Source organism: Paenibacillus sp. Paensp38, assembly GCF_059491915.1.
Map to the genome: position 1 here is coordinate 1,740,968 of NZ_CP168516.1, position 25,321 is coordinate 1,766,288.

Annotated in this window: 24 protein-coding genes; 16 read left to right on the top strand and 8 right to left on the bottom strand. The window is 47.2% G+C overall.

The features are described from left to right. Positions 1-17: 17 nt before the first annotated feature. The 16 genes from ACEN8J_RS07990 to ACEN8J_RS08065 all read left to right on the top strand — a co-directional run bounded on the left by ACEN8J_RS07990 (position 18) and on the right by ACEN8J_RS08065 (position 17,254). Positions 18-650, top strand: a complete 633-nt coding sequence (locus ACEN8J_RS07990; protein ID WP_069011506.1) for a tetratricopeptide repeat protein — start codon at positions 18-20, stop codon at positions 648-650. A gap of 157 nt (positions 651-807) precedes the next feature. Beyond that, positions 808-3,675, top strand: a complete 2,868-nt coding sequence (gene dinG, locus ACEN8J_RS07995) for an ATP-dependent DNA helicase DinG (protein WP_318627170.1) — start codon at positions 808-810, stop codon at positions 3,673-3,675. Positions 3,676-3,718: 43 nt separating this feature from the next. After that, a complete protein-coding gene (locus ACEN8J_RS08000; RefSeq protein WP_029517369.1) occupies positions 3,719-4,372 on the top strand; it encodes a redox-sensing transcriptional repressor Rex in 654 nt (217 codons plus the stop codon). Further along, positions 4,359-5,660, top strand: a complete 1,302-nt coding sequence (locus ACEN8J_RS08005) for an amidohydrolase (RefSeq protein WP_069011508.1) — start codon at positions 4,359-4,361, stop codon at positions 5,658-5,660. The genes ACEN8J_RS08000 and ACEN8J_RS08005 overlap by 14 nt, the downstream gene beginning before the upstream one ends. A gap of 37 nt (positions 5,661-5,697) precedes the next feature. Then, positions 5,698-6,222 (top strand): cell wall elongation regulator TseB-like domain-containing protein, encoded by a 525-nt coding sequence (locus ACEN8J_RS08010; protein WP_039271118.1) that lies wholly within the window; start codon positions 5,698-5,700, stop codon positions 6,220-6,222. A 446-nt stretch (positions 6,223-6,668) separates the two neighbouring features. After that, complete coding sequence (locus ACEN8J_RS08015; RefSeq protein WP_029517372.1) at positions 6,669-7,202, top strand: hypothetical protein; 534 nt, start codon at positions 6,669-6,671, stop codon at positions 7,200-7,202. Further along, complete coding sequence (locus ACEN8J_RS08020; RefSeq protein ID WP_029517373.1) at positions 7,195-8,697, top strand: AAA family ATPase; 1,503 nt, start codon at positions 7,195-7,197, stop codon at positions 8,695-8,697. Before ACEN8J_RS08015 ends, ACEN8J_RS08020 begins: the two co-directional genes overlap by 8 nt. A 136-nt stretch (positions 8,698-8,833) precedes the next feature. After that, a complete protein-coding gene (locus ACEN8J_RS08025) occupies positions 8,834-9,706 on the top strand; it encodes a 3-hydroxyacyl-CoA dehydrogenase family protein (protein ID WP_029517374.1) in 873 nt (290 codons plus the stop codon). Continuing rightward, positions 9,703-10,899 carry an acetate/propionate family kinase gene (locus ACEN8J_RS08030; protein WP_029517375.1) on the top strand — a complete coding sequence of 399 codons (1,197 nt, stop codon included), beginning with the start codon at positions 9,703-9,705 and terminating at the stop codon, positions 10,897-10,899. The genes ACEN8J_RS08025 and ACEN8J_RS08030 overlap by 4 nt, the downstream gene beginning before the upstream one ends. 132 nt (positions 10,900-11,031) lie before the next feature. Continuing rightward, positions 11,032-12,327 carry an asparagine--tRNA ligase gene (gene asnS / locus ACEN8J_RS08035; protein WP_430025038.1) on the top strand — a complete coding sequence of 432 codons (1,296 nt, stop codon included), beginning with the start codon at positions 11,032-11,034 and terminating at the stop codon, positions 12,325-12,327. A gap of 3 nt (positions 12,328-12,330) precedes the next feature. After that, positions 12,331-13,059 carry a DnaD domain-containing protein gene (locus ACEN8J_RS08040; RefSeq protein ID WP_049816981.1) on the top strand — a complete coding sequence of 243 codons (729 nt, stop codon included), beginning with the start codon at positions 12,331-12,333 and terminating at the stop codon, positions 13,057-13,059. 174 nt (positions 13,060-13,233) lie between these two features. Then, positions 13,234-13,866, top strand: coding sequence for an RNA polymerase sigma factor (locus tag ACEN8J_RS08045; RefSeq protein WP_495594403.1), 633 nt, complete (start codon positions 13,234-13,236; stop codon positions 13,864-13,866). After that, complete coding sequence (locus ACEN8J_RS08050) at positions 13,863-14,333, top strand: hypothetical protein (protein ID WP_029517379.1); 471 nt, start codon at positions 13,863-13,865, stop codon at positions 14,331-14,333. The genes ACEN8J_RS08045 and ACEN8J_RS08050 overlap by 4 nt, the downstream gene beginning before the upstream one ends. 94 nt (positions 14,334-14,427) lie before the next feature. After that, positions 14,428-15,693: a multi-tm2 domain protein gene (locus ACEN8J_RS08055; protein WP_340885717.1), complete on the top strand. Its 1,266-nt coding sequence runs from the start codon at positions 14,428-14,430 to the stop codon at positions 15,691-15,693. A 1-nt stretch (position 15,694) separates the two neighbouring features. Beyond that, positions 15,695-16,477 (top strand): hypothetical protein, encoded by a 783-nt coding sequence (locus tag ACEN8J_RS08060; protein WP_069011514.1) that lies wholly within the window; start codon positions 15,695-15,697, stop codon positions 16,475-16,477. Between the two features lie 165 nt (positions 16,478-16,642). Beyond that, positions 16,643-17,254: a flavin reductase family protein gene (locus ACEN8J_RS08065; protein ID WP_495594404.1), complete on the top strand. Its 612-nt coding sequence runs from the start codon at positions 16,643-16,645 to the stop codon at positions 17,252-17,254. Positions 17,255-17,392: 138 nt separating this feature from the next. Here the strand turns inward: ACEN8J_RS08065 and ACEN8J_RS08070 are convergent, their stop codons facing one another. From ACEN8J_RS08070 to ACEN8J_RS08105, 8 genes are all read right to left on the bottom strand, one after another. After that, positions 17,393-17,743, bottom strand: a complete 351-nt coding sequence (locus ACEN8J_RS08070; protein WP_318627176.1) for a nuclear transport factor 2 family protein — start codon at positions 17,741-17,743, stop codon at positions 17,393-17,395. Between the two features lie 157 nt (positions 17,744-17,900). Next, the gene (locus tag ACEN8J_RS08075; protein ID WP_165146907.1) at positions 17,901-18,557 is read right to left on the bottom strand and encodes a methylthioribulose 1-phosphate dehydratase; all 657 of its coding nucleotides are present in this window, start codon (positions 18,555-18,557) and stop codon (positions 17,901-17,903) included. After that, on the bottom strand, positions 18,558-19,235 hold the full coding sequence (locus tag ACEN8J_RS08080; RefSeq protein ID WP_029517384.1) for a 2-hydroxy-3-keto-5-methylthiopentenyl-1-phosphate phosphatase: 678 nt from the start codon (positions 19,233-19,235) through the stop codon (positions 18,558-18,560). Continuing rightward, positions 19,232-20,443 carry a 2,3-diketo-5-methylthiopentyl-1-phosphate enolase gene (locus ACEN8J_RS08085; RefSeq protein WP_165146885.1) on the bottom strand — a complete coding sequence of 404 codons (1,212 nt, stop codon included), beginning with the start codon at positions 20,441-20,443 and terminating at the stop codon, positions 19,232-19,234. The genes ACEN8J_RS08080 and ACEN8J_RS08085 overlap by 4 nt, the downstream gene beginning before the upstream one ends. Beyond that, entirely contained in the window at positions 20,440-21,306 is an 867-nt protein-coding gene (gene proC, locus ACEN8J_RS08090; RefSeq protein WP_029517386.1) for a pyrroline-5-carboxylate reductase, read from the bottom strand. The genes ACEN8J_RS08085 and proC overlap by 4 nt, the downstream gene beginning before the upstream one ends. A gap of 39 nt (positions 21,307-21,345) precedes the next feature. Continuing rightward, complete coding sequence (locus ACEN8J_RS08095; RefSeq protein WP_165146865.1) at positions 21,346-22,638, bottom strand: glutamate-5-semialdehyde dehydrogenase; 1,293 nt, start codon at positions 22,636-22,638, stop codon at positions 21,346-21,348. Between the two features lie 12 nt (positions 22,639-22,650). Next, positions 22,651-23,856 (bottom strand): glutamate 5-kinase, encoded by a 1,206-nt coding sequence (proB, locus tag ACEN8J_RS08100; protein ID WP_340955743.1) that lies wholly within the window; start codon positions 23,854-23,856, stop codon positions 22,651-22,653. A gap of 241 nt (positions 23,857-24,097) precedes the next feature. Then, a complete protein-coding gene (locus tag ACEN8J_RS08105; protein ID WP_165146862.1) occupies positions 24,098-25,279 on the bottom strand; it encodes a pyridoxal phosphate-dependent aminotransferase in 1,182 nt (393 codons plus the stop codon). Positions 25,280-25,321 lie beyond the last annotated feature (42 nt).

Sequence of the window (25,321 nt, forward strand, 5' to 3'; positions counted from 1 at the left end):
ATAAGGGCGGGATGCACATGTTCCAGCATGTATTCGCAGAAATGAACAGCATGTTAGATGATATCGTGAAGCATTACCCATCAGCCCAGGGCTCCCGCAGGCAGGAGCTGCTACAGCACTGGAGTCTGCTGCGGAGAATGAGTGACGGAATTATGGATGAGTGGCTGGCCTTTGAGGAAAAAATGGTGTGCCTGCGTGCGGCCGGCTTTTCCGCGGAGACCGATATGTCTGACACGGAGCTGCCTGAAAAAGAGCTGCCGGCTTTTAGTCGGGGGCAAGGGTATTATCGATTACTTATGTACTCTGAGGCGATCCAACAATTTGAGCAGGTACTACAGCATTTTCCGAACAGTTGGCAGAGTCGCATGTATATGGGAATGGCCTATTTTCAACTAGATGATCCAGCAGAAGCTGTATACCATTTTCAGAAGGTGCTGGACCTGACTGAGCAGGCAGGACTAAAAGCGGTCATCTATAATGCGCTAGGCTGTCTGTTGGCAAAGCAGGCTGACGTAGAGGAGGCGCAAAAATGTTTTGCTCTCGCACATCAGTTAGATCCTGCGTTACCCGAGCCGCTGCACAATATGGAAGCCTGTTTGTCCGGTACCGAAAAGCTTCGATACGACAGCTCCATAATGACCTGGATGTAGTTGTCAGACACCGAGTAAGACGATGCATGCCCACCTCCTGAGGCGGCGTATGCATCGTCTTTTTTGGCTGTCTTAATTTCCAAACACGCGATCTTCTGCTATGCTAATATACGGAGTTATTATTTTTGTAAGTGTCATAAGAAAGGATTAAGCCCGAATGAAATTTGCGGTATTGGATTTTGAAACGACAGGCACCCAGTCCGCGGATGACATCATTCAAGTCGGACTTGCAATTATAGATCATGATAACAGCATTTCCCGTGTTTACGGCTCTTATGTGAACCCTGGCAGATCTATTCCACCTTTTATCACTGGATTGACCGGAATTACAGACGATGACGTGAAGGATGCACCTGCACTTGAAGAAATGATGATGGAGCTTGTGCCTATGCTGGACGATGTTGTACTGGTCGGTCATAATGTGGCGTTTGATTTTAATTTTTTGCAAAACGCTCTGGATCGGTGCGGATACTTGCCATTTAGCGGAAGAATCTTGGATACAATGGATTTTCTGAAAATTATGTTTCCATCACTATCTTCGTATCAGTTGGGTTTTGTGTCTTCTGAGTTCGGGCTGGCACATGATCGCCCTCACCAAGCAGACAGCGACGCATTGGCTACGGCCGAGGTGTTTTTAAAGTGTCTGGGTGAGCTTCAAGCATTACCTCTGATAACGATACAGCGGCTTAGTGATTTGTTTGCAGAGGAAGACAGTGACCTTGGATGGTTTCTTGATGGGGTGCGTGAAGAGAAAGAGCTTGATCCTATTCAGGATTTGGAGGGATATCAGTTTTTTCGTCAGCTTGCGCTAAAAGTGGAAGATTGGACGGAGCTAGCTGCTCCGCGTAGAGAAGATGACCCGAATCCACTGTCAGGTGTTACCTTTGAGGAGTACATGGATGATGTGCGGGACAATTTGCGTTCATCCTTGAGTCAATATGAGGAGCGCGAGGCGCAGATACAGATGATTGAGGGTGTGAATCAGGCACTGAGTGAAGACAAGCATCTGCTGATTGAAGCAGGTACAGGAACAGGGAAGTCTCTGGGTTATTTGCTCCCATCGCTGTATCACAGTGTGAAAAAGGGACAGCGCGTTATGGTGAGTACACATACGATCAACCTGCAGGAGCAATTACGCGAGCGCGACATTCCGATGCTGACCAAGGTGATTCCGTTTCCGTTCCGGGCTGCTATTTTCAAGGGTCGGGGACATTATTTGTGTCTGCGTAAGTTTGAACATAAAATAAACAGAAGAGACTTCGCTACACCGAAGGAAGATTTAATTACAGCGGCTCAGATGATCGTCTGGTTGACGCTAACAGAAACCGGTGATGATGAAGAACTGAATCTGAGCAACCGTGGAGGGGATTTCTGGGAAACGGTGGCGAGTGATTCAGAGTCCTGTCTTGGTCGTTCCTGCCCATGGTTCCGCAAATGTTATTATCATCGTGCACGCCATGAAGCAGGAATAGCGGATGTTGTTATTACGAATCACTCTAAGTTGTTCACAGACGTCAAAGCCAGTCATCAGTTATTGCCGAGCTATGAACATCTGGTGATAGATGAAGCCCATCACCTGGAGGAAGTAGCTGGTAAACACCTAGGTATGCATATGAAATATTTCACACTCGTGCATACACTGACGCGACTGTTCAAAGACAGCAAGAATGGACAACTGCCTTCACTTCGTCAACAGTTGGCGAAATCGGGGCACGAGAAGTCGGCAGATTGGGCCTCAACTATCGACCAGCTGTATCCGCTCGTGTTAGAGGTGAAGGAAACTTGGGACCTGCTAAGCGACAAGCTGTTTGGCATGTTGCCGGAGCGAAGTGATGCGACACCGGGTGAAACAGGACAGTTTTCTTCCCGTCTCAAACCTTCGGCCAAGCCTGCAAAGTGGGATCAGGCGGGAGCTTTGGAAAATCAGCTATATGTAACGATGAGCGAAATTTTGCGCAAGGGCGACAAGCTGATGCTGGACGTCAAGGAAGAACATGACGATTATGCGGCGGATAGCCTTATTACAGATATCACGGGTCTGCTCAAGGATTTGGCGGGGATTCGAGAAAATTTGCGCTTTTTTATCCGACTCGATGATGAAACAACCGTATACTGGCTCGAGGCAAGCGGGCAATTCCGTAGTAAATCATTGCAATTTTATGCGGTACCCGTCGATGTGAGCCGCCAGTTGAAAGAAATGTTTTTTGACAAAAAAAGAAGCATTATTCTGACTTCTGCTACCTTGTCGGTAGATAAGTCGTTTCAGTACATGATCGATCAGCTCGGCTTACAGGAGGCCGCAGATCAAGAGCGGCTGATGACTTCGCAGCTCCCGTCACCCTTTAATTACAGGGATCAGGTGTTGCTGGTTATTCCACGGGATTTCCCAAGTGTGAAGGGCAGTGTAGGAGATGCGCATTTTGTAGATATGCTCGTTAGCTCTCTAGGAGCGACTGCTCAGGCGACACGTGGGAGAATGCTCGTTCTGTTTACGTCCTATCGGATGCTCCGGCAAGTGTATGAGCCGCTCAAAGAGGCCTTAGCATCCAGCGAAATTACTGTGCTGGGACAAGGTGTGGACAGTGGAAGTCGCAGCAAGCTAACCCGCCGGTTTCAGGAAGCGAAAGCTTCTGTATTGCTGGGGACCAGCAGTTTCTGGGAAGGCGTCGATATTCCGGGGAAGGCTCTGACTTGTCTAGCCATTGTTCGCTTGCCGTTTCAACCGCCGAATCACCCGCTGCTGGAGGCAAAAAGCGAACTGCTCCAGCAGCAGAAGAAGAATCCATTTATGAAGCTGTCTGTACCGCAAGCGGTCATTCGCTTCAAACAGGGATTTGGTCGGTTGGTACGTACAGCGAACGACCACGGGGTCGTTATCGTTTATGATACGCGTGTGATTGAATCCTATTACGGAAAGCACTTTTTGTACTCGTTACCGGGACCAAAAATGGAGCATATGCCATCGGAGCAAATGGTGCCCCGCATCGCCGAATGGCTCCAATCCGCCCCGGAGACAGAGGCATAACGGACGGACATAAGTATGTTCGTTACAATTAGGGGGAGCAAGTATGAAATCAGATAAAATTTCAGAGGCTGTCGTACGGAGGTTACCCGTATATTTACGTTATCTGAATGCACTGCACAAACGGGAGGTGGCTACGGTCTCTTCTCAAGAGCTGGGACAGAGGCTAGATTTGAACCCGGCCCAAATCCGTAAAGATCTTGCTTATTTTGGAGATTTTGGTCGGAAGGGTATCGGTTATGATGTTTCTTATCTCATTGAGAAAATACGCCATATCCTGAAAATCGACCAACAAATTAATGTAGTATTGGTCGGAGCGGGTAATCTGGGGCAAGCCCTTTCGAATTATAACGCTTATTTAAAAGACAATATGAAGATTGTGGCGGTATTTGATGCGTTTCCGGATAAGGTAGGAACCAAGATCAATACATTGGTCGTGCAACCGATGGATGAACTGGAAGCGACTGTGAAAGAAAAAAACATTCGAATCGGGATTATTACCGTACCTGATTTTGAAGCACAGCACGTGGCTGATAGGCTTATTGATAGCGGAATTGGAGCGATCCTGAACTTTGCACCGACTACTCTCAAGGCACCAGCCAACATTCGGATTCATGCCACAGACTTTACAACTGATTTGCTTAGCCTCGCTTATTATTTGGAGGACGGAAAGGAAGAAGCACAATATGACAGTGAATAAATGGATGATTAAAAACGGATCTTTTGCCGTAAATGGACCAGAAGCAGGGGTAGTCCATGGTTTTATGATTGTGGAGGATAGTCGTATTACTTATATTGGCGAAACCTTGCCTGCGGGTGAGGAAGAGACGGAAGCGATCGATGGTAAAGGGCTATTGTTTTTACCTGGTCTGATCAATACTCATGGTCATGCGGCGATGTCTCTACTGCGTGGGCATGGAGATGATTTGGCACTTCAAGTATGGCTTCAGGAAAAAATGTGGCCTATGGAAGCCAAGTTTACATCTACAGACGTGTACTGGGGTACGTCCTTGTCTGTGCTGGAAATGCTGAAAGGTGGAACAACAACCTTCCTCGATATGTACGATCATATGGATGAGGTGGCTCGTGTGGCTGAAGAGTCAGGTATTCGTGCAAGTCTGATGCGTGGAGCAATTGGACTATGTTCGGAGGAAGAACAGCGAATCAAGCTGGCAGAGGCCGTGACTTTTGCGCGTAACTGGCACGGTAAAGCAGACGGCCGTATTACAACGATGATGTCACCGCATGCGCCATATACATGTCCACCTGCGTTTATTGAAAAATTCGTACAAGCTGCGCATGATCTGGACTTGCCACTGCATACGCACATGTCTGAGACGATCGCCGAAGTAGAGCAAAACGTACGCGACTACGGTTTGCGTCCGGTTGCACACTTGGATAAGCTTGGCTTTTTCTCCCGTCCTTCGCTTGTTGCCCATGGCGTTCATTTGAACGACGAAGAAATAGCTTTACTGGCAGAACGTGGTGTAGCGGTTTCCCACAATCCTGGCAGCAACTTGAAGCTGGCAAGTGGTGTGGCAAGAGTGCCTGAATTGCTGCGTGCAGGGGTTACGGTTTCTCTCGGAACGGATGGTCCTGCCAGCAATAATAACCTGGATATGTTCGAGGAAATGCGTCTGGCAGCACTTATTCACAAGGGTGTATCCGGTGACCCTACGGCAGTTCCTGCAAGTGAAGCGCTGCGTCTGGCAACAGAATACGGTGCAAAGTCGATTGGTTTAAAAGAAGTAGGAGCGTTGGCAGCAGGCAACAAGGCTGACTTTATCGCGTTGGATCTGAATCAGGCACATTTCTTGCCGCGTACAGATCTTATTTCCCATGCGGTATACTCTGCAAGCGCCAAGGACGTGGCTCATGTGTGGGTAGACGGTCGTCAGGTTGTGAAAAACGGCGAATGCCTGACTATGGACGAGGAACGTATCAAACATGAGGCACAAGCCGCCTTTGAAGGGCTGCTGTCGCGCTAATTCAGGTGTCACATCCCCTTAGAGAGGAAGCACGGGTTTGAAAAATAAGAAAAAATGGATAGCGGTCGCCATTTTGGCCGTGATACTGATCCTGGTCAGCATTTTCTGGTATTATTCCTATGTTACTCAAGACCAGGTGGCTGAGAAAAATGCCGCTATCATTAAGGCCAAGCAATCAGGTGGTCTGGTTAGCACGACTCAAACATGGAAGTCTGTGTGGGATCAGGTATATTGGGTGGTTCAAGGGAAAAATGCACAGAATGAAAATATAATGGTATGGGTTCCTTTTCAAAAAGTGGAGGGACAACCTAACGTACCTGCCGCAGATAATAGCGGTGTTCATACCGAGCTGCTGAAGAACGGAGTCGACGAGCAAAAAATGACGTCGCTAATTCAGCAGCAGCTTCCAGGTGTAAAAATTGTAAGCCTCCAGCCGAGTGTGTTCAATGGCGAATATGTGTGGCAGCTGTTTTACGATGATGGAAGCCATCATTACTATGCCTTTTACCGTTTTTCAGATGGGGGAGCGACGGGGGTAAAGTATACTTTGCCCAATAACTGAGCTGGTTGAGGATCAGCAGATGTGGAATGAATGACTAGTAAATGATTAAAAGCTCAAGAAAAAGACGTAAATGCGATGAAATTCGTATTTACGTCTTTTAGTCTTGCTATGCCGTAAAGATGAGCTGAATGCCAGCGAAGCATCTTTACCTACCCAACTTCTCTCCTAAGGCAAATTCATCTTTATGGCGGGCAAGAGCGATCGTAAGATCAAATCCTACATGCAGCGTCCCACCTCCACCATAACCAAAGATTTTGCCTCATCACAACACCTCCACACATTGCCTTCGATTTTAGATATACGTTATGATATACTATATTTTATAAGTGATAGACAAAAATGATAGAAAAAAGAATTGCTGATCACTGTAAGATCATGCAATTTGGTTGTTTGTTGACATTCGTCCCGTTTCTTCTGAGTTTTACATTTTGAGAGGAGGATGTTGTTTGAAATTGCGTGCAGTTCCTATCGTTGTGGCGGCAGTTTTGGCAGCTTTGCTGCTATTTGGGGGATGGTTCATTTACCGTCAGGTTACAATGCAAAGTCCTCTGGAAAAACTGGTTTCTCAATATCCAGGCGTGACAAGCGCTCAAATAGATATTAAACAGGATCAGGTTGTATTGAAACTAGATCTCAAACCGCAGGCGGATGTGGCCGGATTGGTCGATGTAGTTAAGCAAAAAGGACAATCCATCATTGGCAGCCGCACCATTAAGCTCGATATTGCAGACCGTTCCAATTCAGCACTGAATCAATGGTGGTCTGAGGCTATGTTTCCTGTAGCCGAAGCGATGGAAAATAGAAAGTATACTCAAATTTCATCTACAGTTGAGCATATGAAAAAGAAAAAGACGGGTATCAAAGCTGATACCGACATGGATTCGAACAATGTCTATATCCGACTCAGCGAAGGGAAAGCGACCAAGTTTATCGTTTTGCCACGTCAATCTCAGCAGATGGGGGTATGGCCTAATGCCTAGATGGATCAAGGAAATATTAATCGGCATTGTGCCGGTAACCATTATATTTCTCGTTTTTATTGGGGTAAATATTATCCCTCTTCTAGTTGCTGGTGTGATGTTCAGCGGCTTGTTAATGCTCATGCATGCTCGTGGAGGCTTGGCCGTAGGTGCTGGGCAAGAACGTAAACGTAAAAAAAATGGCCCGGACAAGCTGACTTTTGAGGAAATCGGTGGGCAAGAAAGCGCTAAGCAGGAGCTGCGTGAGGCCTTGGATTTTTTGAATCGACATGATGAAATCTCCAAGTTTGGTATCCGTCCATTAAAAGGCGTTTTGCTCACAGGTCCTCCGGGAACAGGAAAAACACTGATGGCTAAGGCAGCGGCACACTATACTAATTCTGTTTTTGTTGCAGCCTCAGGTAGTGAATTTGTTGAAATGTACGTTGGTGTTGGAGCAGGTCGTGTGCGTGAGTTGTTCCGGGAGGCACGTACTCGTGCAGCCAAGGAAAAGAAGGAAAATGCAATTATTTTTATTGACGAAATCGACGTAATTGGTGGTAAACGTGAGGGTGGACAGCAACGAGAATATGATCAGACTTTGAATCAGTTGCTGACAGAAATGGATGGTATTTACTCGGTAGATACACCGCGGATTTTGATCATTGCGGCAACAAACCGTAAAGAAATGCTGGACAGCGCCTTAACGCGCCCAGGGCGTTTTGACCGTCATATTCAAGTGGATTTGCCTGATAAGAAGGGCCGTCTTCATATTCTTAAAATTCATGCCAAAAACAAACCGATTCAGGAAGATGCGAATCTGGATAAAATTGCTGAGGAATCTTATGGGTTTTCTGGCGCACAGCTGGAGAGCGTAATGAATGAAGCGGCAATCTATGCGATGAGACAGGATCAGAAAATGATTGCACAGAAACATCTGTCGATGGCAATTGACAAAGTGATGATGGGTGAAAAGACAGATCGAGAATCGACCTTGGAAGAGAAAAAACGTGTAGCGATCCATGAACTGGGACATGCTATTATGGCCGAAATTGTTCGTCCTGGTAGCGTAAGCCAGGTTGCACTTAGCCCACGTGGGAAAGCGCTTGGGTATGTGCGCCATAATCCACAGCAAGAGCATTATTTATACACCAAGCAGTATCTGGAGGAGCAGATTATGATCTCGCTCGCAGGGGCTACGGCAGAAGAAATGTACTATGGCGGTCGAAGTACCGGCTCTAGTAATGATTTTGAGCAGGCGCTGAACATCGTCCATACGATGATGACTTCCGGTTTGACTTCACTTGGCATTATTAACATGGAAATGGTAACGAAAGAAGAACTCATGCGGGAAAATGGCGAGATTATGGCTGACCTGCATACCCGAACTTTGGAACTGCTGGAAAAGCATCGTCCTGTGTTCGACAACTCACTTGACATCCTAATGAAGGAGGAAACTTTGTCTGGAGACCAATTTAGATGTCAATTTAGTGAAAATGCTTTATTACCAGCATAATTTTTTATGCTGGTTATTTTTTTTTACTTTTAGTCCGTGCTAAGATATTATTATCTATTGGGACATAAACATGTATTTTTCGACAAAGAAGGATACAATATATGAGAGTGACCAGGAAAGGGTGGAGTTAAGAATCATGCAATTTAAAAAAATCGGCGTCATCGGCGGCGGCACCATGGGACAGGGGATTTCTGAAATGCTCGCGTCCAAAGGAATCGATGTGCTGCTGGTAGAGCAGACACCAGAGAAACTAGACTACGCCTACAATATGATTGAAACGAGTCTGGACAAACAACTGGAAAAATGGGCAATTACTCAAGCTGAGAAAAAATTGATCTTATCCCGCATTCAGAAAGTATCCCATTTAGCGGAGCTCGGCAGCTGTGATATGGTCATTGAGACTATTACAGAGAATCTGGACGAGAAGAAAGCAGTGTTCCAAGAGCTGGACCATGTGTGTCCAAACAATATTATTCTTGCAAGTAATACATCCACGCTGAGCCTGACCGAGCTTGCCAGCTCGACCAAGTATCCAGAGCGTGTTATTGGTATGCACTTTATTTATCCAGTATCCCGTATTGATCTCGTAGAAATTATTCGTGGTTTAAAAACTTCGGATGATACCTTTGAAAACACTAAGATGTTCGTGGAAGAAATAGTGGAGAAAAAAGGAGTCATGATTTATGAATCTCCTGGATTCGTAACAAGCCGGATTATCTGTCTGCTGATTAACGAAGCGGCCCATGTACTTCAAGAAGGCGTGGCTTCCGCTGATGATATCGATGACGCTATGCGAATCGGCTATAACTTCCAAAACGGTCCTTTGGAAATGGCTGACCGCTTTGGTCTGGATTCCGTTTTGGCTGCTCTGGAGCGTATGTTCCGTGAATTTGGTGAATTGAAATATCGTCCGTCCATCGTACTAAAGAAAATGGTGCGTGCAGGTAACCTGGGCGTGAAATCGGGCGAAGGCTTCTTTAAGTACGACAAGGATGGTGACCGGATATGAAAATTCTCGTAATCAATGCAGGGAGTTCTTCTCTGAAATACCAATTGTATGATATGACGGACGAGTCCGTTTTGGCAAAGGGACTGGTAGAGCGTATCGGTATGGATTCCTCCATTCTGACGCATAAGCCAACCAATAAAGAAGAATACACCGAAGTTAGCGAAATTTTGGAACATACTACAGCCATCCGTAAAGTGCTAAACGCACTCACAGATGCTGAACATGGTGTAATCTCCAGTACTAGCGAAATTCAGGCTGTGGGCCACCGTGTGGTTCATGGAGGCGAAATCTTTAAACAGTCAGCAGTTGTAACGCCTGAAGCGAAGAGTGAAATCCGCCGCTTGTTTGACCTGGCGCCACTGCATAACCCTGCTTCCATGATGGGGATTAAAGCGGCTGAATTGAATATGCCAGATGTACCGCAGGTTGTAGTATTCGATACCTCGTTCCATCAAACCATGCCTGAAAAAGCTTATATGTACGCCATTCCAAGAGTGTTGTACAATAAGTACAAGGTTCGTCGTTACGGTGCCCACGGTACTTCCCATGACTTTGTGAGTAAGGAAGCAGCCAAATTCCTTGGTCGTCCTTTGGAAGACCTGAAGATTATCACTTGTCATATCGGTAATGGTGGTAGTATAACAGCAGTTCAAGGCGGTTTGTCTGTTGATACTTCCATGGGGATGACTCCACTGGAAGGCCTTATGATGGGTACTCGTAGTGGTGATTTGGACCCAGCAATCGTACCTTATGTCATGAACAAAGAAGAATTGACTGTCAATGAAGTCAATTCCATGCTGAACAAGCATAGTGGACTTTTAGCTATCTCCGGTATCAGCAGTGACATGCGTGAAATCACAGAAGGTATGGAAAAAGGCGAAGCTAATTCTACATTGGCATTTGAAATGTATGAATACCGTCTGCGCAAATACATTGGATCGTATGCTGCCGCAATGAACGGGGTAGACGTAATTGCATTTACAGCAGGTGTAGGCGAGAACTCCATCGTTCTGCGTAAGAGAGTGTTGGAGCAATTGACATTCCTCGGTGTCGAGCTGGATGAATCGTTGAATGCTATTCGTTCTGGCGAGCCTCGCCGGATTACAACTGCAAATTCAAAGGTAGAAGTACTGATCATTCCAACGAACGAAGAACTGGTTATTGCCCGCGACACGTTCCGTCTGGTTCAGTAGTTCGGTTCGAAAGTGTAAACTTTATGCATGTGGACTATTGTTTGAGTTCCGCATGCACCAAACAGCGAGAGCAAACAGCCTGACCCAGGGGGAAGGGCTGTTTGATTTTCGGTTAAGAGGAGAGAGACGGTCATGACGAATAAAAGTACGATTGCCCAAGTGGGTCGCCATGTAGGGGAAACGGTTACAATCGGCGCTTGGGTAAACAATAAACGATCTAGTGGTAAAATTCAGTTTCTGCAACTGCGGGATGGCAGCGGGTATATTCAAGGGGTTATCGTGAAAAGCGAAGTGTCCGAGGATATTTGGAATGACGCCAAATCCTTGACTCAAGAGAGCTCCCTTTACGTTACTGGAGTGGTGCGTGAAGAACCGCGTAGCCAATCAGGCTTTGAATTAACGGTTACAGGCATTGACATTATTCATTTGACCGAAAACTACCCGATTACACCCAAAGAGCACGGTGTAGATTTCCTGATGGATCATCGTCACTTGTGGTTGCGTTCCGCCAAGCAACGTGCTGTTTTGATCGTACGGGCGGAAATTATCCGTGCTGTACAGGAATTCTTTAACGGCAACGGCTTTACGAAGGTGGACCCACCTATTTTGACTCCTTCCTCTGCAGAAGGCACAACAGAGTTGTTCCACATTAAATATTTTGATGAAGATGCGTATTTGACACAAAGCGGACAGTTGTACATGGAAGCCGCGGCAATGGCGCTGGGCAAAGTGTATTCCTTTGGTCCAACTTTCCGTGCGGAAAAGTCCAAAACACGTCGTCACCTGATTGAGTTCTGGATGATCGAACCTGAGATGGCTTTTGTGGATCATGAAGAATCCTTGTGCGTACAGGAGCAGTTTGTAAGCCATATCGTGCAATCTGTTCTGAAAAATTGTGCGAAGGAGCTTGAAACTATCGGACGCGATGTTTCGAAGCTGGAGCAAATTCAAGGCGAATTCCCACGTATTACGTATGATGAGGCGATTGCCTTCCTTCAAGGTGAAGGTTTCGATATCCCATGGGGGGAAGACTTTGGTGCTCCTCATGAAACGGCGATTGCCGAAAGATATAACAAGCCTGTGTTTATTACACATTGGCCGACACACATTAAGGCATTCTATATGAAACCAGACCCGACCCGTCCAGAGGTTGTTCTGTGTGCCGATATGATCGCTCCTGAAGGCTACGGCGAAATTATCGGGGGTTCCCAACGGATTGATGATCCAGCATTGATGGAAGAACGTTTTAACGAGCATAACTTGGCTCGTGAAGCCTACCAATGGTATATGGATCTGCGCACCTATGGTACCGTTCCGCATTCTGGTTTTGGACTGGGCCTGGAGCGTACAGTAGCATGGATTTGTGGACTCGATCATGTACGTGAAACGATTCCGTTCCCACGTATGCTGTATCGTTTGTATCCGTAACCGATGACCGGATCATTCGACAAGACATCAGCGGCAGAATGGGCGGAGGGAGTAGCCTTTGCTATGGAAGCCGGAATGGTCCAGATTCCCTACGCCCTGCTCAAGCATTATCGAACACTTCGGCTGGCAGATGGCGAAATGCTGCTACTGATGCAGTTGCTTGCCTTCAAACAAGCGGAACGTAATGAATTTCCGACATGGGAACAATTGCAGGCCCGTATCGGATGCACTGCGAATGAAATCGCACTCTATTTCAGTAAGCTCATGAAAGAAGGATTTTTGAGAATTGATTCCGTAGAAGACCGCAGTTCATCTGTACAATTCGAACGTTACAATTTGACGGGGCTGTATCGTAAGTTGGCAGAATGTATGATCGCCGAGCGTAACGAGCAGCACGATGAAGATGACATTTTGTTTGCCGGAAAGCCGGATTTACTGAATGGAATATCGGAATCCCCGCTTACAGAAGAACGGAATTTGTTCACGATTTTCGAGAAAGAATTCGGGCGACCATTATCACCGATGGAATACGAGACGATCACCAGCTGGGTGGATCAGGATCGGTATCCCGAGGAGCTTATTTTGCTGGCTTTGAAGGAAGCGGTATTTGCAGGGAAGGTACATTTCCGGTATATAGACCGTATTTTGCTGGAGTGGAGCCGAAACCGTGTCCGTAATGCACAGGATGCCAAAGAATACGCCCAGCGATTCCGTGGTGGCGGACGCAATTAATGTATCGGTCTAAGCCTTTTAGGTAGTAGACTTATATATGAAGGCTGTTACTGCAGATTGGCTATTGTGCAATGAGGACAACATGGAATATCGCCTGTGCGCGTGAGCTAAGCCGAAATGAAGACGAGTAAATAGGCTTTAATGATAGAGGACACACCATTCCGTCAGGAGGGTGTGTCCTTTTTAAATTATTTTTTCGAAATATGCAGGGGAAGGAAATTTCCTGGCGTCTATAGTATTGGGAAGGGGGAGAGCGTCATTGATATAGAGAGAATCATTGAACGAATACGGTCTGGTGACCGGCAGGCGTTCCGTGAGATCGTAGAGCTGTACAGCAAGCATGTATTTCATATCGCCTATTCGGTGCTGCATGACAGCAAGGAAGCAGAAGATGCCGCGCAGGAGGCATTCGTTCAGGTGTACAAGTCTCTCCCCCAGTACCGGAACGAAGGTTTTAAAACGTGGCTGAGCCGAATTGCGCTCCACAAAGCGCTGGATATTAAGCGCAAACAGGACAGACGCCCCGCAGAGCTAATAGACGTCGCACAATCCCTTGTACAGCTCCCTTCCCGGGATGAGGATGTGCTGACTCGTCTCATCCGCGAGGAGCAAATTAAAGAACTATCGCAAAAAATCGCTCAGTTGCCCCAGCAACATCGGGATATTATTCAAGCCTACTATATGCAAGGCAAAACCTACGACCAAATTGCAGAAGAGACGCAGGTAGCTTTAAAAACGGTAGAGTCGAGACTCTACCGGGCGCGACTATGGATTCGAAACCACTGGAAGGAGGAGGAATGGCAATGACTGACCAACAGGATAAACCGTGGATTGAAGGGAAATCGAATGACTGGCATGCTTACATTGCAGGAACTTGCACGATAGAGGAATCTGCCCGGCTGGAAAGGCTCCTGCTGGAAGACGAACAGGCGCTGATGTTATATCTTGTTGCACTGGAGCAATTGGAGTCAACTATGAAAGATTATTCTGCCTGGATGGATACGGAGCGCTTCACAGATCAGGTAATGGCCGTTCTTCCCGAGCTAGAAGCTGAACCGAGTCAAGTTATGTTCAAAAAACGCCGCTGGTTTGAAAAACCTGTGTTTCACTATGTTGTCGCCGCAAGCCTAACGTTGATCTTGTTGTCCAGTGGAGCCTTTGACAAAATGATGCCGCAAACAGACGGAAAGCCGATTCCTCCAAAAGAACGCGTCTCTTACAGTGAAGAGGTCATGCGAGCTACCACGACCTGGCTCGATAAATTAAAGCCCTAAATCTTCGGATAAAGGGTGAGACGAAAAACTCAAAAACAACAACCTTCAGATGGGGACTTCATTAAAATCCCATAAATAGAAAGGAAGTGTAGCGATGCCTTATACGGAAAGAAGCAAGCTCTTGGCATTTCTATTGAACATCATTCCCGGTGTGGGACACTATTACTGGACCAGAAAAGCCAATGCGTTTGTATACACCATTTTGTTTTTCGGATGTCTGGCGGGAGGATTATTTTTTTCAGTGGTATCAAGAGACGAATTACCTTTATTGGCCAGTATGTTTGTTGCCGCTCTTTTTTGGGGACTGAGTATGCTGCATATTATTATTAGCTTGTTGCGTTATGATCCTCGTGCAGCTGCTGTTCCATATCCCCCTCATGTAGGACCTAATCCATATGGTTATTACTCGCAAAGTGGGCCTTATGGACAGGCTGGTTTAACAGGAGAGGTACCGGAGGAGGCAACACACGCAGATACGGATTCACCGGGGGCAGGAATGGGATATGGCCCAGGCTATAACCATTATCAACAAGGACACTATGGTATGGCAGGATCACCTGCTTTTCAAAAAGGATCGGACAATGAACGATTTTTTACGATTTTGCTGTCGTTCATTCCTGGATTGGGACACCTTCACTTGGGCCTGATGCAGCGTGGTTTGTCTTTTCTGCTATCTTTCTTTGGCTTTGGAGCGATCCTCGTTTTTATTACCAGCATTACAAACGAATCCGGATTTTTGGCGTTTGCGGGCGTGTTACCGATCATTTGGCTGTATTGCATGTTTGATGCGGTGCAGCATGTACATCGCAAACAAGCGGGAGAAATGCTTCAGGACCGTACTTTGTTTGAGGAACTGGAATATGGAAGAGTCGAGGGACGGCGGAGTAAAATGCTGGCTACCATTTTATCGGTATTTCCCGGTGCTGGACATATGTATATCGGTATGCAAAAGCGTGGACTCCAGCTCATGCTTCTGTTTTTAGGAGGCATCTATGTACTGGACGTGCTGCATCTTTCACTTTTTTTGTTCCTGATTCCGGTGGTCTGGTTTTATAGCTTTTTTGATGCGTTGCAGCAAGTAAGCCGTTATGGACGGGAGCCGCTGATCGATAAGCCTGTGATCGGTATGTTTGCACAATATCACCGCTGGGTAGGCTTGGGGTTACTATTGCTAGGAGCCTATTACATCTTAATCAACGTATTAGTTCCTACTTTGGAACGTCTGTTTCCGAATGGAGAGATTTATAATTTGGTTGACATGTATCTACGAACGATTATCGTATCCTTATTGTTGATCGGCGGTGGTATTTGGATGATGATCGGGAATTCCAAATCTAAACGAGTAAAGGAGAAGCAATAGAATGGATACTGAATTTTCAAAGAGTGAGGCTCCCTTTAAGGGAGCCCATCATCCTCAGAGCGATGGAGGAGGCTCCACAGGTATATTGGGTACATCATCTAACAAAAATAATTCCTCTAAAGCGTCAAACGCTCCGGCAGGGGTGTGGAAAGTCGGAAGGCTGTCCATGGGACTTTTCCTCGTCCTGCTGGGGAGCATAACGTTTGCCTCCAAGTTTTGGGGAGCGGGCATACTGGACCAGGCTTTGACCTGGTGGCCTGTCGTTTTTGTTTTGCTAGGTTTGGAAATTTTAATGTATACTGCTTGGAAGGGGACGCGTGAGCGTATTCGTTATGATGTATTCAGTATGTTTATTACGGCGGTATTGGTTTTTTGCTGTATCGGATTTGCCTTGGTCAGTTCATTGGGGATCACTCCGCAAGTCAGAGAAATAATGAGTTCGGTTCAGGAAACAAGGGTTCTCCCAGACTGGCATGAAAAACTGCCTGCCGAAGTGAACAAAGTGATTGTACAGGGAGAAGATCCTTATGCGGTCAAAATTGACGCAACCAGCTCACCGGAAGTGCATGTGTTCGGAAGTTATGTATACACAGGCAAAGAGGACGAAATAAAGGGTCAAGATTTATATCAGACCAAGCAAATCGGCGATACCTTGTATGTATTACTGGGTCAAATTCCGACACGGTTCATGCAGACTCAACAGCAGCTTGATGTTACGATTGCTGTACCTGAGGGAATTACGGTTACTGTGCGCGATAGCCGAGGAAATATAATTGAAAAATAGGGAGATTTTCCGGCTCCAACTTTACATTTTGTATCATTCACGCGATACTTGAAAAGGAAGCCTGAGATGTCATCCATGTCGCTAACTAATGGTGCATTTGCTTATCAGGCGAAACTTGATGGTGTGCAGTCGAATAGCGATTGTGATCGGAAATGAGGGAGAAAAATGATTTCGTTGAATCCTGATACGCTTACAGGGCGTGAAAATTATAAGCTGTTGACCGGAAGTATTATCCCAAGGCCGGTAGCCTTTGTAACGACTTTGAGCAGCGAAGGGGTGCTGAATGGTGCGCCGTTCAGTTATTTTTCCATCGTTGCCTCCGAGCCGCCACTGCTGTCTGTATCCGTACAACGTGTCGATGGAGTATCCAAAGATACAGCACGTAATGCGATGGAGCATAAAGCTTTTGTCGTACATATCACAGACGAGGACAATGTGGGAACGGTGAATGTGACGGCTTCCCGTCTGCCGCCGCAGGAGAGTGAGATTACACTGGCAGGCCTTACCCCGGTCAAAAGTACAAAAATCGCAGTTCCCGGTGTGACAGAAGCGAAAATACGCATGGAATGTATTCTGGAACAGGTGATACCGCTAGGAGGCGAGGAGGACACACCTGCTTGTGATCTGTTAATCGGACGCGTAGTGCAGTATCATTTATCCGAGGAAGCGTACCAAAATACGTATGTGATTGCTAAGGAGTTGCGTCCAGTAAGTCGGTTGGCTGGGAACAATTATGCGAAGCTAGGAGAGCAATTCACGCTGGAGCGTCCCCAATAGGGGGCGCTTTTTTTACAGCACGCCTTAAATTACATCGGAAGGATTCTTATTCATCACATTTCCTTTATGAAGGCAATGTTTAATCTGAATGTTGATATTATTGTGGTGTTTCGAGAGCCAAGTGTTTAAAATGAGTCCCTATTTTGTTGGAGTTCCCTGATGAAAAAACATTTGCCATTGACCATCGTTTAGTTTCCAAATGGAACTTCTTAATGACCTATTTCCATCGTCAATCGATTTAGTACAGTATGTTGAATGTACAAAATCTGACGACAACAACTTTATTTTAAAGTTGGTAATTATAAATGGTATGTAGTTCAAAGGAGCTCTATCATTTAAAAAAATTAATTGCAATGATTTGTCGTATTTTTTACCCGAAGAGCCATATTCAATATAATCATTAGCTAATAGCTTTTCAAAATCTTCTTTTCGATAATGCATTAACTGCTTTTCTAAATTCAATATAATCTCATGTAATTCTTTACTCACCTTATCACCTCAACTAAGATTTTATGTCACCACTAGGATAGGAAACTTTTTTAATAAAAAAGAGAACGTACCGTGCTTTTCGCTCAGGCCCCGTTCTCGATATTCAATAACCGCTTTTACTAATAATGATACACATCTTTGAGACTTATGAGTTTATTTACTTCAAAGTTTTCAGCAGCAGGGAGCGATACGTCGTTTCAAACAAAAATTCAAACGCCTCCAAATGCTTTTTAGCCTCAAATACATCACGGCCCCACGCATAAATGCCGTGGTTACGCAATAAAATTCCAGGCACCTGATCATTCAGTACACCAGACACCAGCCTGGCAATCGAGGCAATATCCGCGTAATTAGGCAGCACAGGAATATCAATCGCAGCATTTTCTTCCCAAATGTTAAAAGCCTTGATCAGCTCAATACCTTGGATAGGTACAGCGCTTTGCTCACCATAATATTCGGAAATCAGATTGTTAAACACGGTATGCACATGAAAAACTGCTCCACAGCCTGTCAGGCGGTAAATTTCGCAATGGATGAGCGTCTCTGCACTTGGCTTGAGGTTTGTGGCTTCTGCTGCTTTTCCGTATTGGTCTACGAACAGAAAATCCTCAGGAGTGCGTTTGGTTTTATCTTTGCCGCTGGCGGTAACTGCAAAATAAAATTGTTCAGGATGAAAATCACCGATTCGGATCGACAGATTGCCGCTTGTGCCTGGGAACCAGTTACGAGAGGCGAATAGCTCCTTGACATCAGCGAGTTCTTCCAACGAACGGCGTTTTTCCTCGAATGAAATGTCTGCCAAGTTAAAACTCATTTACAGCACCCCTTGCTCCTGTTTTTGCTTTAAATCCTCGATAATGTCATCAAATGTTTCAAAGGGTACATGTGGTACGCCAAGTTCTTGACACTTTAAAGTCAGATGCGAACGGGAGTACACAAGATCGGCAATTTTAGCTCCTTCAAAATCGGTCAGACTGTCGCCGATCAAAATCCGTTCATATTGTTCGGGAGAGTATTGACGAATCACAGTCGTTTTACACATGCCGCAGTCATTTGTACACGGCTCCTCACATGGATGCGGCCACGTAATCTGGATGCGCTCCTCGGAAAAATCTGCTTTGTTGCAATAGACGTGGTCGTGTGGAATATCGAATGGTTTTAGCAATGGATCAATAAAAAAATCAATGCCGCCGCTGGTAACGAAAAATTCAATCTGCTGCTCCCGTACATAGTCCAAAAAGCGTGCAAAGCCCTCGCGTATACCAGCTTGTCCAAGTACATATGAGATAATTTCGCCCTTTTGCTCCGAAGGCATCAAGGCGAACATCGCACCTACGCCTTCACGAATGGATGTATGCCCATTTACGATCTGATGCATGATGGGCTCACAGCCTGCAGGCTGAAAATGCTTCATAATGGCGACAATATTATCGCTGTTCGTAATTGTCCCGTCAAAATCGCAAAAAATGACGGGCTTCTTTGCTGTGCTCATCGTTCACCTCCCCATATGTCAAGCGCAGATTGCAGCTCGGGGTGAGTACGGGCGTATTCTGCCAGCGGGACATTCTGCTGTACGGCTTCAATCGCCTGCACAAAGGCGCGCCCACCGGCTTCTGTACCTAGCGGATGGCCGTGAATCCCACCCCCGGCGTTGACAACAACGTCAGTACCAAAGTCACGTACAATTAACGGCACGAGGCCCGGGTGAATCCCTGCGGAAGGGACAGGCATGCTGGCCTTCAGCGGTAGATCAGGGGTGATCAGTTCATCGCGGATCGCCATGTTTTCCTCACGCGGCATCGTCACTGAGCCGTAGGGAGAAGGGAAGAGGACGAGGTCAGCGCCAGCCAGCCGCATAAGCTGACCAAGTAGAACGGACGCCGATATACCATAATGTGGCGACGGATAAGCAGCTCCCGCCAACGAAGGATGAGCAGCAATTGGCACCGAGACGGCGGGATCGCTGCTAAGTTCATGCAGCACATCGTAACCGTAGGCCAACACGTTAAACAGTAACGCGTTGGCACCCGCGTCGATGGCCTTGAGAGCTTGCGTCTTAAGCTGCGAGGTCGGCCCCGTTAAATTAGCCGCATACAGCAGCTTTTTACCGGTTTCGCGCTCAGCCGCTTCGGCAGCTTTGATGCAGGCTTCGACTCGTTTCTCAATTGGTGTCAGCGCATTTTCAAACAAGATCTCGTCATCCTTGATCAGATCGACACCGCCGAGAGCCTGCCGGGTAAACTGTTCACGAAGTTCGTCCAAATTGAGGCCAATCACAGATTTGAAAATGCTCATGAGCAGAGGGCGATCATGCACGCCGAGCTGCTCGCGCAAGCCGCTGATACCGAATTTCGGTCCGGGAAAAGCAGAGCGGAAGGCTTCCGAGAAACCCAGCTTCGTTAGTTTAATTCGGCCGTCCATCGAAATTTTGCCGAAGACTGTGACCAGCAGTGCGGGAATATCCCGGCTGAAGTTGACATCCGGGTAAGCGATGGTCAGGTCGGCGTACCGTTCACCAGGACCTCCATCGTGAATATCCACAGAATGAACCGAGCCAAGATGCTTTTGCATCGCGTCCCGTTTGGCTTGCGGGAGCTCAGTCCAGCTGCCCACCGTCATGCCGATGGCAATAGATTGGGCCTTTTGGTTAAAATCGGCTTTGTCATCGTATACCCGGTAGGTCGCCAAGCAATAGCTCATTCAATTCCCTCCTTGAGTACAGCTCCCATCTCGCGGGATCGTTCAGCGCACCGCTGCACCGCCGCAATCACCGTTTCATAGAAGTCACCTTTGTCCAGCATTTCCAATGCAGCTACCGTAGAGCCATTAGGAGACATGATTTTGTGGCGAAGGGCAGAAGGCTCCTCTCCGGTTTGCTGTACCATGCGTGCCGCTCCAAGCGCGGTTTGCACCGTTAGTTCGTGCGCTTGCTCAGGGGTCAAGCCACCACGAATTCCCCCGGCAATCATGGCTTCCATCAGATAGTAGACATAGGCAGGGCCGCTTCCAGATATCCCGGTCAAAACATCCATTTTCTCTTCCTCTATAACCGTCACCGTACCTACAGATTCGAACATCGTAAGCACATTTTTACGCTGGTTTTCGCTGATCTCTTTGGAAAAGCTAATGCCTGTAGCTCCCAGCCCAATCGAGCTGGATGTATTGGGCATCGTCCGTGCGATCGGCTGCTTGCGACCCAGTAAGGTTTGCATCGTACGAATGGACAATCCAGCGATGACCGATATGATCAGCTGCTCATCAGACAGAAGTGGGCCGAGCTGTCCAAGTGCTTGTGCAGCATCCTTGGGCTTCATGGCAAGCACAATGACTGGAGAACGACGCAGAAGCTCGGTTTTGGCGGCATCCTCGGTTTGGTACAAGACTCCATATTGCTTTTGGAGTTCCTCAAGACGAGCCTGATTACTGCGGTTGATAACGGTAATACCACTACGTTTAACGACAGAACGAGCCGTCATTCCACGAATAATAGCCTCTGCCATTGATCCTGCCCCGAAAAACGTAATTTGCTCGTTAATTAAAACTTTCGTTTGTGATTCACACATAGATTCATAACCTCCAAGGATACGGATTGATTTTTGTTATTATTCCCTGATTTGTCCAGTACCGTACACGCGATATTTGGTTGAAGTCAAGGCAGGCAATCCCATTGGACCACGGGCATGTAATTTTTGTGTGCTGATTCCGATCTCGGCACCAAACCCGAACTCAAAGCCATCCGTGAAGCGGGTAGAGGCATTGTGGTACACGGCTGCCGCGTCCACTTCTTGCAGAAAACGCTCGACATGGGCTTGGTCCTCGGTGACAATACACTCAGAATGCATCGTACCGTAACGGGCAATGTGCTCCAGTACTTCGTCCAGATTGTCCACGACCTTGACGTTCATAATGTAATCATTATACTCGGTGCCATAGTCCTCTTCTGTGGCAGGAACAGCCCAAGGAACCAATTCTCGTGTGCGTGCACAGCCGCGTAGCTCAACCCCCGCATCACGAAAGCGTTCTGCCAATCCTGTTAAGTGTGCTTTTGCATAATCCGAGTGTACGAGCAATGTTTCCATCGAGTTACACACGGACGGTCTTTGCACCTTGGCATTCAGTGTAATCGCTTCGGCCATTGCTGCATCCGCTGTAGCGTCCAAAAAGGTATGGCACACACCTGCTCCGGTTTCGATGACAGGTACGGTAGCGTTCTGAACAACATTTTGAATGAGTGAACGCCCGCCACGTGGAATAATTACATCCAGCAAGCCGTTCAAGGTGAGCATTTCGTTGACCGAGGCACGGTCTGAATCTTCAATAAGTTGAAGTGCCTCGCGTGGCACAGCTGTTGCGTCTAGTGCCTGCTGGAGTACTTCGATAATCTTGCGGTTGGAGAAGAGGGCGGCCGAACCACCGCGTAGCACAACCGGATTACCTGTTTTCAAGCACAGGCCCGCGGCATCCACGGTTACATTTGGACGCGCTTCATATATGATGCCGATGACACCCAGCGGCACACGTATCTTCTCAATTCGCAGACCGTTTGGACGTTCAATTTGCTCAAGGGTGTCGCCGACCGGGTCAGGTAGTGCCACAATTTGGCGTAATCCTTCGGCAATTGCCCCGATTCGGTCCTCGGTCAGCGTGAGGCGGTCGAGCAGTGATTCCGATGTTCCCAATTCCCGTCCATGTTTCAGGTCATTATGGTTTGCTGCAATCAGCTCTTCAGTATGATTTACTAGAGCTTCAGCCATAGCAAGCAATGCTTCGTTTTTCTGTGCTGTAGTCAGGCGGTTCATGACCCCGGCACTTTTTTTGGCAAGATTCGCTTTGGTTCGTACTTCGCTAAACTGATTCTCCTCGGTTGTAGCTGTGTTTGTCGTTAAATCACTCATGTTACGGCCTCCCTACATACATAATGTAATCCATTCATCCCTGTGAATCACCTCAAGCCGGTGAATGGGACCAATTTTGCCCACAACCTCACCACTCGGTAATCCTTGTACCATTCGAAGCTGTTCATCGTCATAATTGACGATGCCGCGTCCTAACACTTTATTTTCCGGTCCGAGCACCTCAACGACATCTCCGGCATGAAAGCTGCCCTCGACACGTCGTACGCCAACCGGAAGTAGACTGTGTCCTCCGTGAACCAGCGCTTCCTCGGCCCCTTCGTCTACATGCACCGCGCCCAGAGGGGTGGACATAAATCCAAGCCATTGTTTTTTCATCGGAAGTGAAGAGAGGTGAGTGTCAAAATATGTTCCTGGTCCGTGTCCTTCGACGGCTGCGTCTAAATCGCCATTCGCGCTTACACGTCCCACATATACAGGCACACCACCGCGTGTAGCGACTTTGGCAGCTTCGATCTTGGATCGCATGCCGCCAGTACCTACAGATGATCCGGAACCTCCAGCTAATGCATAAATCTCCTCTGTAATTTCTTCGATACGTTCAAAACGTACGGCATTCGGATGCTTGCGCGGATCTGCCGTATATACGCCATCAGTGTCCGTAATGATAATCAGATGCTGAGCTTTGACCAGATTGGCAACCAGCGCGGACAGCATATCGTTATCGCCGAATTTCAATTCGTCAATTGATACCGTGTCATTTTCGTTAAAGATCGGGATAACCTGCTGGCGCAGCAATTCTTCTACGGTCATTCCGGCATTGTTCATCCGTTTGCGGCTCAAAAAGTCACTACGGGTTAGCAGAACCTGCGCGATCACTAGGTCAAAATCTTTAAAAGCCTGCTCATAGGCCTGCATGAGAAGAGCTTGGCCAACAGCCGCTGCCGCCTGCTTTTCATGTAGCAGCTTAGGGCGAAAAGGGTACCCAATCTCTCTGAATCCCGCGGCTACTGCGCCTGATGTAACCAGCAGCACTTCATGACCTTTTGCACGAAGCAAGCTGATTTCCCGGGCAAAATAAGCGATGGCTTCCCGATTCAAGCCACCTTCCACTCCAGTTAGAGAGCTGCTACCGATTTTAATGACGATACGTGTTGACATGACGTCCACTTCCTTAATTTTACTCTTTTTAATGCAAAAAAACTTCCATCCTTTGTATGCAAAGGACGAAAGTTTGTGCTTCCGCGGTACCACCTTCATTGATGATTCATGATCATCCCACTTGAAACCTGTTAACGGCAGGGGCCGCCTGATTGCGCAGGGCGCTCGGGGATAGGAGTTGGGAGAGAGTCCAGGTAAATTCTTGCAGCCTATCGGAATTTACTCTCTGAACAGGACCGGGTCTCTCTTAATAGTCCCTTCAACGCGCTAAATGATATTGGATACAGAATACCACGAAAAGACCAGGTTTGGCAAAGAAGTTGTAGCTGGAAAATACGGATTAACCAAACAGGTTTAGCTTGCCAATTCGATCAGCCGCCTCGGTCAGTCGAGCTTCTGAGCTCAGCAGCCCCGCTCGCACATATCCTTCGCCGCCACTCCCGAAGCCGATCCCTGGAGCGACAGCCACCTTGGCTTCCCGCAACAACAGATCGGCAAAAGAAGTAGAAGTATAGCCCTGCGGCACAGGCAACCAACTGAAAAAGGAGCCGCTTGGGCGTGTCGCCTTCCAGCCGATTTGCCCAAGTGCATCATAAAAAGCGTTACGGCGCGATTCATAACGGGCAACCAGCTCGCTTACGCAGTTCTGCGAGGCCGTCAAGGCTGTTGCTGCGGCTGCCTGAATGCCGCCAAACAAGCTTACATAAATATGATCCTGCAGCAGGTTAATCATCGAGATGATTTCGGCATTACCGAGCGCGAAACCAACACGCCAGCCCGCCATATTGTACGTTTTGGACAAGGTATAGAACTCAATCCCCACGTCTTTAGCACCCTTAGCCTGTAGGAAGCTTACCGGACGTTCGCCATCAAATCCAATAGCGCCATAGGCAAAATCACTGGCAACCACAATGCCGTTACGTTGCGCGAATTCAACCGTATCCTCGTAAAAGGAAAGTGGAGCAGTAGCCGAGGTAGGATTATTCGGATAGTTAAGGAACATTAGCTTAGCGCGGCGGCGGTCTTCCGCGGAAATGGCTTCATAGTCGGGCAGAAAACGATTCTCTTCCTTTAATGACAGAAAAGACATTTCCGCTTTAGCCAAGGCTACACCTGACCAGTAGTCCGGATAACCGGGATCAGGGACGAGACATACATCACCGGGATTGAGTAGGACTTGTGGGAGCTGAACCAAACCCGTTTTTCCGCCAAACAGGATGGCGACCTCACTTTCAGGATTGAGCGTTACACCGTAATCCTCCTGATAGCGCTGGGCAACGGCTTCCTTGAGAAAGCTATAACCGCGAAATGGCGAATATTTATGATATAGCGGGTTATCTGCTGATTCCTGCAAAGCTTTTACAATATGAGAAGGAGTGGGGGTATCGGGGTTCCCCTGTCCGAGATTAATGACATCATGCCCCGCCGCGATTTCACGGTTTACATTTTGTACAAGTGTGGCAAAAAATTGAGTGGGTAACTGTTTCATGACGTCAGAAGAAGGAATAGAAAAATGAGTCATCCATGTACACGACCTTTTGGAATAGTTTAAGAAATAATCTAT

What these genes read in the sequence shown, in the direction of transcription:
- proC (WP_029517386.1), bottom strand. Translation starts at nt 21,306, where the DNA reads ATGTGTGAATCACAAACGAAAGTTTTAATTAACGAGCAAATTACGTTT.
- ACEN8J_RS08055 (WP_340885717.1), top strand. Translation starts at nt 14,428, where the DNA reads ATGCCTTATACGGAAAGAAGCAAGCTCTTGGCATTTCTATTGAACATC.
- ACEN8J_RS08105 (WP_165146862.1), bottom strand. Translation starts at nt 25,279, where the DNA reads ATGACTCATTTTTCTATTCCTTCTTCTGACGTCATGAAACAGTTACCC.
- proB (WP_340955743.1), bottom strand. Translation starts at nt 23,856, where the DNA reads ATGAAGGTGGTACCGCGGAAGCACAAACTTTCGTCCTTTGCATACAAA.
- ACEN8J_RS08040 (WP_049816981.1), top strand. Translation starts at nt 12,331, where the DNA reads ATGACCGGATCATTCGACAAGACATCAGCGGCAGAATGGGCGGAGGGA.
- ACEN8J_RS07990 (WP_069011506.1), top strand. Translation starts at nt 18, where the DNA reads ATGTTCCAGCATGTATTCGCAGAAATGAACAGCATGTTAGATGATATC.
- ACEN8J_RS08065 (WP_495594404.1), top strand. Translation starts at nt 16,643, where the DNA reads ATGATTTCGTTGAATCCTGATACGCTTACAGGGCGTGAAAATTATAAG.
- ACEN8J_RS08000 (WP_029517369.1), top strand. Translation starts at nt 3,719, where the DNA reads ATGAAATCAGATAAAATTTCAGAGGCTGTCGTACGGAGGTTACCCGTA.
- ACEN8J_RS08050 (WP_029517379.1), top strand. Translation starts at nt 13,863, where the DNA reads ATGACTGACCAACAGGATAAACCGTGGATTGAAGGGAAATCGAATGAC.
- ACEN8J_RS08095 (WP_165146865.1), bottom strand. Translation starts at nt 22,638, where the DNA reads ATGAGTGATTTAACGACAAACACAGCTACAACCGAGGAGAATCAGTTT.
- ACEN8J_RS08080 (WP_029517384.1), bottom strand. Translation starts at nt 19,235, where the DNA reads ATGAGCACAGCAAAGAAGCCCGTCATTTTTTGCGATTTTGACGGGACA.
- ACEN8J_RS08005 (WP_069011508.1), top strand. Translation starts at nt 4,359, where the DNA reads ATGACAGTGAATAAATGGATGATTAAAAACGGATCTTTTGCCGTAAAT.
- ACEN8J_RS08060 (WP_069011514.1), top strand. Translation starts at nt 15,695, where the DNA reads ATGGATACTGAATTTTCAAAGAGTGAGGCTCCCTTTAAGGGAGCCCAT.
- ACEN8J_RS08075 (WP_165146907.1), bottom strand. Translation starts at nt 18,557, where the DNA reads ATGAGTTTTAACTTGGCAGACATTTCATTCGAGGAAAAACGCCGTTCG.
- ACEN8J_RS08030 (WP_029517375.1), top strand. Translation starts at nt 9,703, where the DNA reads ATGAAAATTCTCGTAATCAATGCAGGGAGTTCTTCTCTGAAATACCAA.
- ACEN8J_RS08085 (WP_165146885.1), bottom strand. Translation starts at nt 20,443, where the DNA reads ATGAGCTATTGCTTGGCGACCTACCGGGTATACGATGACAAAGCCGAT.
- ACEN8J_RS08025 (WP_029517374.1), top strand. Translation starts at nt 8,834, where the DNA reads ATGCAATTTAAAAAAATCGGCGTCATCGGCGGCGGCACCATGGGACAG.
- asnS (WP_430025038.1), top strand. Translation starts at nt 11,032, where the DNA reads ATGACGAATAAAAGTACGATTGCCCAAGTGGGTCGCCATGTAGGGGAA.
- dinG (WP_318627170.1), top strand. Translation starts at nt 808, where the DNA reads ATGAAATTTGCGGTATTGGATTTTGAAACGACAGGCACCCAGTCCGCG.
- ACEN8J_RS08020 (WP_029517373.1), top strand. Translation starts at nt 7,195, where the DNA reads ATGCCTAGATGGATCAAGGAAATATTAATCGGCATTGTGCCGGTAACC.